Genomic DNA, 8,354 nt, shown 5'->3' on the forward strand with positions numbered 1-8,354 from the left:
AAAAATTGAGGTAGGAAAAAACCTACCCCAACATTTGACAATGAACCTTTAAAAAAAGAGCGCAGATCTTTTAATCTACGCTCTTCAATCTCAAATATTTACAAGTCTTAGTAATTATAGAATCCCTTACCAGTCTTTCTTCCAAGTTGTCCTGCTCTTACCATTTTCTTTAGTAACACATGGGCTCTGTACTTTGGATCTCCAAATTCTTCATATAGTACATCCATTATAGCAAGAACTACATCAAGGCCTACTAAATCTCCTAGAGCTAAAGGCCCCATAGGGTGGTTTGCTCCAAGTTTCATTGCGTTGTCTATATCTTCAACACTTGCAATTCCCTCAGCATAAATTCCTATTGCTTCATTTATCATTGGAATTAAAATTCTATTTACTACAAATCCTGGAGCTTCTGCAACTTCTACAGGTGTCTTTCCTATTTCTTTTGCAAGGTCCATTATTGTAGTCTTTACTACTTCATCTGTCAGTTGTCCTGAAATAACTTCTACTAATTTCATTGCAGGAACTGGATTAAAAAAGTGCATTCCTATTATTTTTTCCGGTCTTTTTGTTGCAGCTCCAATATCTGTTATTGAAAGCGAAGACGTATTCGATGCAAGAATTGTAGATTCTTTACAAACTTCATCTAGCTCCTTAAATATTGCCTTTTTAACCGTTGGATTTTCCGTAGCAGCTTCTATTACTAAATCTACATCTGCAATATCTTCAATTTTATGAGATGTGGAGATGTTATTTAGGGCTATTTCCATTTCTTCTTTAGTCATTCTCTCTTTTGCCACATTTTTTTCATAGCCTTTTTTAATTCTTTCTTCTGCTACTTTTAAAGCTTCTGGGGCAATATCTCTAACTATTACCTCATGTTTAATTGCCATAACTTGCGCTATTCCTGAACCCATTGTTCCTGAGCCAATTACCGCTATTTTCATCCTTAATTCCCCCAATTACTATTTACCAGTAAAGTTTGCATTTCTCTTTTCCAGAAAAGCTTTCATTCCCTCTTTTTGATCTTCTGTTGCAAAACAAAGGCCAAATTTTGATCTCTCTATATCCATACCGCTGTTTAAATCAGTTTGTGCTCCTGTGTCAATAGCTTGTTTAGAGTATCTAACTGCCAACTTGGAATTTTTAACTATCCTCTCTGCCAGTTCAATAGCTCTTTCCATTAACTCTTCAGGTTCTACTACCTCTGAAACCAATCCCATTCTATAAGCTTCATCAGCGGAAATGTGTTCAGCTGTATAAATCATTTTTTTTGCATTTGAAAGTCCTATTTCCCTTGGTAGTCTTTGAGTTCCACCAAATCCAGGTGTAATTCCAAGCCCAACTTCAGGTTGACCTATCTTTGCCTTTTTAGATGCAATTCTAATATCACAGGATAGAGATAATTCACAGCCTCCTCCTAGTGCAAATCCGTTTATTGCAGCTATTACGGGCTTATTTAAATTTTCAATTTTAAAAAACGTCTGCATTCCCTTGTTCGCCCAATCATAACCTTCGTTGGCATTTAAATTAGACATTTCACCAATATCTGCCCCTGCTACAAAAGCTTTTCCAGCTCCAGTTATAATTACAACTTCAATATCTTCTCTCTCAGCTAAATTAGTAAAACAATCATCTAGCTCTTCAAGAAGTTCTGCATTTAATGCATTTAAGCTTTTTTCCTTTGAAATTGTCAATATATATATACTATCTTTTAACTCTTCCTTTAAATATTTATACATATGCAACCTTCTTCTTTTATATCAACTTTTAAACTAATCTCTCTCTACTACTAGTGCAGTTCCTTGGCCGCCACCTATACATAGTGTTGCAAGACCTTTCTTAGCATCTCTTTTTCCCATTTCATATAGAAGTGTAGTTAAAATTCTTGCTCCACTTGCTCCTATTGGATGTCCTATGGCAATTGCTCCTCCATTTACATTTACTATATCCATATTTAGTTCAAGTTCTTTTGCAACTGCAGCAGCTTGTGCAGCAAAAGCTTCATTTGCTTCTATTAAGTCTAAATCTGAAATTTTAAGTCCTGCTTTTTCAAGTGCTTTTCTTGAGGATGGTATTGGTCCAGTTCCCATTATAGCTGGGTCTACACCTGCTGATGCATATGAAACTACTGTTGCTAGAGGTTTTATTCCAAGCTCTATAGCTTTTTCTTCACTCATTACAACAAGCATTGCTGCTCCGTCATTAATTCCAGATGAGTTTCCTGCAGTAACAGTTCCATCTTTTTTAAATGCCGGTCTCAATTTTCCAAGAGCTTCTTCTGTAACACCATCTCTAATAAATTCATCTTTATCAATTACAGTTACATTTCCTTTTCTGTCTTTTATTTCAACAGGTACTATTTCTTCTTCAAAAACACCCTCTGCTCTAGCTTTTGATGCTCTGTTTTGAGAAACAGTAGCTAAGTGATCTTGATCTTGTCTAGTAATTCCAAATTTTTCACTTACGTTTTCCGCTGTAATACCCATATGATAGTTATGAAATGCATCTACTAGTCCATCTTTTAACATTTCGTCAACTAGGACAGTATCTCCCATTTTTGCGCCCCATCTTTCTTTTGTTGTAAGATAAGGAGCTTGAGACATTGATTCACAACCACCACATAAAATTACTTCAGCATCTCCTGCTTTTATAATTTGTGCTGCAAGTGAAACAGCTCTAAGACCTGAACCACATACTTTATTAATTGTCATAGCAGGAACCTCAATAGGTAAACCTGCATTAATTGTTACTTGTCTAGCTACGTTTTGTCCAAGACCAGCTTGTAATACATTTCCAATAATAACTTCATCAACTATTTTAGGGTCAATGTTGGCTCTTTCAATGGCTTCTTTTGCAGCTACTACACCTAAATCTACAGCAGTTACGTTTTTAAATACCCCTCCAAATGAACCTACCGGTGTTCTAACCGCACTTGCTATTACTACTTTCTTCATTACTTCCTCCTTTATTATCTGAGGCACTGGCCTCTTTCAAATTTTTAATATAATAATTAAAAATTTAATTTTCCATCTTAAAATTATATATTACTTATTTATTATAGACAATAACTTTATCTATATTTCGTATATTGGAATTCATCCCATATACTACTTATTATTATACTTTATATCTGCATTTTTTCAAGTGTCTTCTTATCTATATTATAATACTATATTATCTCTAATATAGTATTATTGCAAAAAAAGAGAAATAAATAACTTATTTCTCTTTTTCAAACTCTTCTTCTAAAATATCAATGATTTTCTTTGCAGAATTTCCATCTCCATATGGATTTATTGCATGAGCCATTTTATTATACTCATCTTTATTGTGTAATAAATTTTTAAAATTATCGTATATTACTTTATAGTCTGTCCCTAAGAGTTTAGCTGTATCTGCTAAAACTCCTTCCATTCTCTCAGTTTCTTCCCTTAAAACTAAAACCGGTTTTCCCAGTGCAGGGGCTTCTTCTTGAACTCCTCCTGAATCAGTCATTACTAGATATACCTTGTTCATTAAATTAGAAAAGGGAAGGTAATCCAGTGGTTCAATCATGTGAATTCTATCTTTACCATCAAAGTACTTGTGAGCAATTTCTCTTACTTTTGGATTTAAGTGAACTGGAAATATTACTTCAACGTCTTTTTCTTCCATAACTACATCTTCTACTGCCTTAAATATATTTTCCATTGGTTGACCAATATTTTCACGTCTATGTGAAGTTAATAGAATTACTTTTTTATTTTCATAGTCTATACTGTTTAATATTTCCTCATCAAATACATAGTTGTCTTTAATTGCATATTTAAGAGCGTCTATTACTGTATTTCCCGTTACAAAAATATTTTTCTCGTCATAACCTTCTCTCAGCAGATTATCTCTATTAGTCTCTGTGGGAGCAAAGTGATAGTTTGTAAGTATTCCCGTAAGTTTTCTATTTGCCTCTTCTGGAAATGGAGAATATATATTTCCAGATCTAAGTCCGGCTTCTATATGCCCTATTTTTATTTTCTTATAAAATGCAGCTACACTTGCTGAAAATACCGTTGTAGTATCTCCCTGTATAAGTAGCACATCGGGTTTTACTTCATCTAAAACTTTTTCAAGACCCAACATGGAATTTGTAGTTATTTCGGTAAGTGTCTGTCCCGGTTTAAATATATTGATGTCATAATCCGGTTTTATATTAAAAATACTCAATACTTGATCTAACATCTGTCTATGTTGTCCTGTAACTGCAACAACTGATTCTATATTTTTTCTCTTTTCAAGCTCTTTTACAATTGGTGCCATTTTTATTGCCTCAGGTCTAGTGCCAAAAACTGTTAATACTTTCATCTCATTCCTCCTTTGACCTAAACATTCCCGTCATTACGCCAATTAATATTATTGCAATTACTATTAATATTGACATTACAAGTCCCACTTTTGAATTGAAATCTGCAACTAAATTTGCAAGTATTCCAAATATTATGGATATAGTATATAAAACTAAAACTGTTTGTTTCTGTGTCAAGCCAAGCGCTAACAGTCTGTGGTGTAAATGTCCCTTATCTGCCTGTACCATACTCTTTCCACTTAGCTTTCTTCTAACCATTGCAAATGCCGTATCAAATACAGGTACTCCCAATATTAAAACAGGCACAAAAATTGTAAGTGCAGCGGCAGACTTCATTACTCCCTCTATAGAAATATAGGACAGTACAAATCCAAGAAATAGTGCCCCTGTGTCTCCCATAAATATCTTTGCAGGATTAAAGTTAAACGGCAAAAATCCAAGACAAGCTCCTGCCAAAACCGCAGCTATTATAGCTACGTTGCTGTATCCGAATTTATAAGCTATTCCCATAAGTGATAGCGAGCAAATCATTGATACTCCTGCTGCAAGTCCATCAAGTCCATCTATTAAATTTACAGTATTTGTAATTCCAACTACCCAAAACAACGTTGCCGGAATAGACAGTAATTCTAGGAAAATTATTGAATCTCCAAAGGAAAATGGATTTGTAAAAAAATTAATCCTCACATTTCCCACTACTAATACCAAACCTGCTAAAAGTTGAAAAAGCATTTTTTTCTTTGGACTCAGTCCCTTTCTATCGTCTATAAGTCCTGAAATTATAATTATAGTTGAACCTACTATTAAAGCTATTATTTTAGAGTTTAAATCGGAAAATAATAAAACCGCTACTATGGTAGCTATGTATATAGCAACTCCACCTGCCAAGGGTATTGGCTTATTGTGCATTCTTCTGGAATCCTTTGGAATGTCCATGAATCCAAACTTAGGTGCGAGCTTTATAGCTACTGGTGTTAAAATAAATGCTATTAAACATGCCACTAAAAAGGGCATAATTAAACTTTTCATATACACTCCATTCTCTATTTTGTCCCAAATAATCTGTCCCCTGCATCTCCTAGACCCGGGATTATATATCCATGTTCATTTAGACACTTATCAACTGCAGCAACGTAAATATCTACATCTGGGTGAGCTTCTTGAACTGCCTTTATTCCCTCAGGTGCTGCTAAAATATTTAGTGATCTTATATTTCTTGCTCCTTGAGCTTTTAATTCACTTATAGCTTCAATTAGAGAGCCTCCTGTTGCCAACATTGGGTCTAGTAAAATTATATTTCTCTCTTTTAAATCCTTTGGCAGCTTGCAGTAATAAGTTACAGGTTTTAGCGTCTCAGGATCTCTATACATACCAATGTGTCCCACTCTTGCACCGGGAACTACAGATACTACACCATCAACCATTCCAAGTCCCGCTCTTAATATTGGAACTATTCCTATTTTCTTTCCACTAATTTTTTTCCCAACTGTCTTTCCCAAAGGTGTCTCTATATTTATATCTTCTAATTCCAAGTCTTTTGTAGCTTCATATCCCAAATATGAAGATATTTCACTTACTACTTCTCTAAATTCCTTTGAACTGGTTTCCTTTTTCCTTAAAATTGTCAGTTTGTGCTGAATCAATGGATGGTCCATTACTATTAATTTTCCCATAATTCCTCCTACAGTCCAAATATAATCTTTCCGCCACAGGCTTTTAGAATTCTATTCATTATACTGGCTCCAATTCCCTTAAATTCAAAGCCCTCTATAAATATTAAATCAACGTTGTTGTCATCACAACTCCTCAACATTTCAAATAAATTTCCGGCAACTTCCTCAAGGTTTTCCCTTGAGCCCAAGCTGAGAAGTAAATCTACATTTTTATAGTCAGCAACTGTTTCATCTGTGGCAAGTACTGCTACTTTCCTACTTTTTTCTTCACTTACTCTCTTGTTTATTTCCTTTACTACTTTGTCTAAATCTCCAACAAAACATTGTGCCTCAGCTTTTGGTGCATAGTGCCTATACTTTTGTCCAGGCGACTTTGGAACTTCACCGCTATTTGAATCTATTATAGCTTTGTCTATTTCTATATCGGGAATGAGTACTTCCATATCTTCTTTTGTAACTTTCCCAGGCCTAAGTATCATAGGTGGGTCTACTGTCATGTCTACTACTGTAGACTCTATTCCCACATCTGATCTTCCGCCATCTACTATTATATCAACTTTAGAAGCCAAGTCCTCTACCACTCTTCTAAATGAAGTTGTAGATGGTCTACCTGAAATATTTGCCGAAGGTGCTGCTATTGGAAGCATGCAGTCCTTTAATATTTCTCTGGCTATTTTATGCGATGGCATTCTTATTGCAACTGTACTAAGTCCTGCTGTAACAACATCTGATACTCTTTCCGATTTTTTAAGTATAAGTGTCAGTGGTCCCGGCCAGAACATTTCAATTAAATCTTTTGCCTTATCAGGTATTTCTTCAACTAGCTCATCTAATTGTGACACTTCTGCAATGTGAAGAATTAGAGGATTATCTTGTGGCCTACCCTTTGCTACAAATATTTTTTTACAGGCTTCTTCATCTAGTCCATTGGCTCCCAAGCCGTATACTGTCTCTGTTGGAAATACTACCAGCTTGCCCTTAGAAAATGCCTCTGTTATTTTTTTTATTTTATTTTCATCAATATTATTTGCATCTATTTTTATTACTTCTGTATTCATTATTTAACCAAACCTTTCATACAGGTATTATTATATCAATGTTTACATACTCACACAAGAAATAAGTATTTATATCTATAATTTACTCTGATGTCTTAGGTTTAAAATAAAGTAACTTTACTAAATACATAGCTGTGTTAACGATTTTCTTTAATATGAATAATCCCTTTAAAAAAATTAGAAACTACTACAAAACTGGGCTCTTAAATTATAAGGTATTACAAGTAAATTTACTATAATAAAAGTCTTGTAGAAGTCTAAGTAAGGGCATTTGTCTAAAAGTATCATTTATAATTTTACAAATATATGCTATACTATTTGTATGATGTTATTTTAAATTATTATTAGGAGGAATAAAATGAGTAATCCATGGGAATATGATGATTTTATTTTTAATGGCGATGAATTAAAGGGTATGACTAAAAAGGGGAAAGATAAAGTAAAAGTGGAAGGTTTAACAGATATGATTATTCCAGAAACTTCACCAGACGGACTTCCTATAAAGAGAATTGGGGAGAACGCTTTTTACAGAAGAAATTTAACTTCTGTAGTAATTCCAGAAACCGTTGAATCTATAGGATATGACGCTTTTGGTGTATGTAGTCTAGTGGAAGTTACCATTCCTGACTCTGTGACAAAACTTGATGCTTTTGCCTTTTATAGAAATAAACTTAAACATGTTAAGATGAGTCCAAACGTTACAAGCATAGGAATTAATGCTTTTTCTCTAAACCAACTAGAAGAAATAGAACTTCCTGAAGTTTTAGAAACTATTGGATCTTCAGCTTTTTATAAAAATGCACTTACTGAAGTTAAAATTCCAAAGTCAATAAAGAAAATTGACATGTTTGCTTTTAACAAAAATAGTATTTTAAATATTGACGTTCCTAAGTCAATTGAGTTTTTACACGCAAATGCCTTTGATCCAAATACAAGTGTAAACTTAATTTAATCTTACTTAATAAATCGTGATTAAATATGGTTCATTGTCAAATGTTGGGGTAGGTTTTTTCCTACCTCAATTTTTTATTTATTTTTTTGTTTAAATTAACTGCAACACCACAAAATCCTTTTCTTAAAGGTCTCGAAATTACGATATCCATAAGATACTCGTTTAATCACTTTGATTTTATTGTTAAATCCTTCCGTTCTTCCGTTGGTAAATCTACTTTCAAAATAATGAAGTATTTCTTCTTTCCAGTTTTCTAAAGCTTTAATACATGCTTTGAATTCAGGTATTTTTGATTGTTTCGCTCTTTCTATCCATTTCTCTAATTCTTTCCT

Annotated in this window: 9 protein-coding genes; 1 reads left to right on the forward strand and 8 read right to left on the reverse strand. The window is 33.7% G+C overall.

Translation table 11 applies throughout. The annotated features are described in order from the left end of the window. Positions 1–107: 107 nt before the first annotated feature. The 7 genes from BUB47_RS09650 to BUB47_RS09680 all read right to left on the reverse strand — a co-directional run bounded on the left by BUB47_RS09650 (position 108) and on the right by BUB47_RS09680 (position 7,070). Positions 108–944, reverse strand: coding sequence for a 3-hydroxybutyryl-CoA dehydrogenase (locus BUB47_RS09650; RefSeq protein ID WP_073185774.1), 837 nt, complete (start codon positions 942–944; stop codon positions 108–110). Between the two features lie 18 nt (positions 945–962). Continuing rightward, positions 963–1,739, reverse strand: a complete 777-nt coding sequence (locus BUB47_RS09655) for an enoyl-CoA hydratase-related protein (RefSeq protein ID WP_073185776.1) — start codon at positions 1,737–1,739, stop codon at positions 963–965. Positions 1,740–1,772: 33 nt separating this feature from the next. Next, positions 1,773–2,954: an acetyl-CoA C-acetyltransferase gene (locus BUB47_RS09660; RefSeq protein WP_073185778.1), complete on the reverse strand. Its 1,182-nt coding sequence runs from the start codon at positions 2,952–2,954 to the stop codon at positions 1,773–1,775. Positions 2,955–3,219: 265 nt separating this feature from the next. Next, a complete protein-coding gene (gene wecB / locus BUB47_RS09665; protein WP_073185780.1) occupies positions 3,220–4,338 on the reverse strand; it encodes a non-hydrolyzing UDP-N-acetylglucosamine 2-epimerase in 1,119 nt (372 codons plus the stop codon). A gap of 1 nt (position 4,339) precedes the next feature. Beyond that, entirely contained in the window at positions 4,340–5,368 is a 1,029-nt protein-coding gene (locus BUB47_RS09670) for a glycosyltransferase family 4 protein (RefSeq protein ID WP_073185782.1), read from the reverse strand. A gap of 14 nt (positions 5,369–5,382) precedes the next feature. Next, complete coding sequence (gene upp, locus BUB47_RS09675) at positions 5,383–6,012, reverse strand: uracil phosphoribosyltransferase (protein ID WP_073185784.1); 630 nt, start codon at positions 6,010–6,012, stop codon at positions 5,383–5,385. 8 nt (positions 6,013–6,020) lie between these two features. Then, on the reverse strand, positions 6,021–7,070 hold the full coding sequence (locus tag BUB47_RS09680) for an L-threonylcarbamoyladenylate synthase (RefSeq protein WP_073185786.1): 1,050 nt from the start codon (positions 7,068–7,070) through the stop codon (positions 6,021–6,023). A 358-nt stretch (positions 7,071–7,428) separates the two neighbouring features. Here BUB47_RS09680 and BUB47_RS09685 point away from each other — a divergent pair, with 358 nt between their 5' ends. Then, entirely contained in the window at positions 7,429–8,022 is a 594-nt protein-coding gene (locus BUB47_RS09685; RefSeq protein WP_073185788.1) for a leucine-rich repeat domain-containing protein, read from the forward strand. A gap of 95 nt (positions 8,023–8,117) precedes the next feature. On the opposite strand, the gene BUB47_RS09690 is transcribed toward BUB47_RS09685, so the two are convergent. Beyond that, on the reverse strand, positions 8,118–8,354 hold a 237-nt coding region (locus BUB47_RS09690), incomplete at its 5' end, for a transposase (RefSeq protein ID WP_143270648.1).

The sequence above is a fragment of the Anaerosphaera aminiphila DSM 21120 genome, assembly GCF_900129925.1.
GTDB lineage: Bacteria > Bacillota > Clostridia > Tissierellales > Peptoniphilaceae > Anaerosphaera > Anaerosphaera aminiphila.

What these genes read in the sequence shown, in the direction of transcription:
- BUB47_RS09685 (WP_073185788.1), top strand. Translation starts at nt 7,429, where the DNA reads ATGAGTAATCCATGGGAATATGATGATTTTATTTTTAATGGCGATGAA.
- BUB47_RS09650 (WP_073185774.1), bottom strand. Translation starts at nt 944, where the DNA reads ATGAAAATAGCGGTAATTGGCTCAGGAACAATGGGTTCAGGAATAGCG.
- wecB (WP_073185780.1), bottom strand. Translation starts at nt 4,338, where the DNA reads ATGAAAGTATTAACAGTTTTTGGCACTAGACCTGAGGCAATAAAAATG.
- BUB47_RS09680 (WP_073185786.1), bottom strand. Translation starts at nt 7,070, where the DNA reads ATGAATACAGAAGTAATAAAAATAGATGCAAATAATATTGATGAAAAT.
- BUB47_RS09655 (WP_073185776.1), bottom strand. Translation starts at nt 1,739, where the DNA reads ATGTATAAATATTTAAAGGAAGAGTTAAAAGATAGTATATATATATTG.
- BUB47_RS09670 (WP_073185782.1), bottom strand. Translation starts at nt 5,368, where the DNA reads ATGAAAAGTTTAATTATGCCCTTTTTAGTGGCATGTTTAATAGCATTT.
- upp (WP_073185784.1), bottom strand. Translation starts at nt 6,012, where the DNA reads ATGGGAAAATTAATAGTAATGGACCATCCATTGATTCAGCACAAACTG.
- BUB47_RS09660 (WP_073185778.1), bottom strand. Translation starts at nt 2,954, where the DNA reads ATGAAGAAAGTAGTAATAGCAAGTGCGGTTAGAACACCGGTAGGTTCA.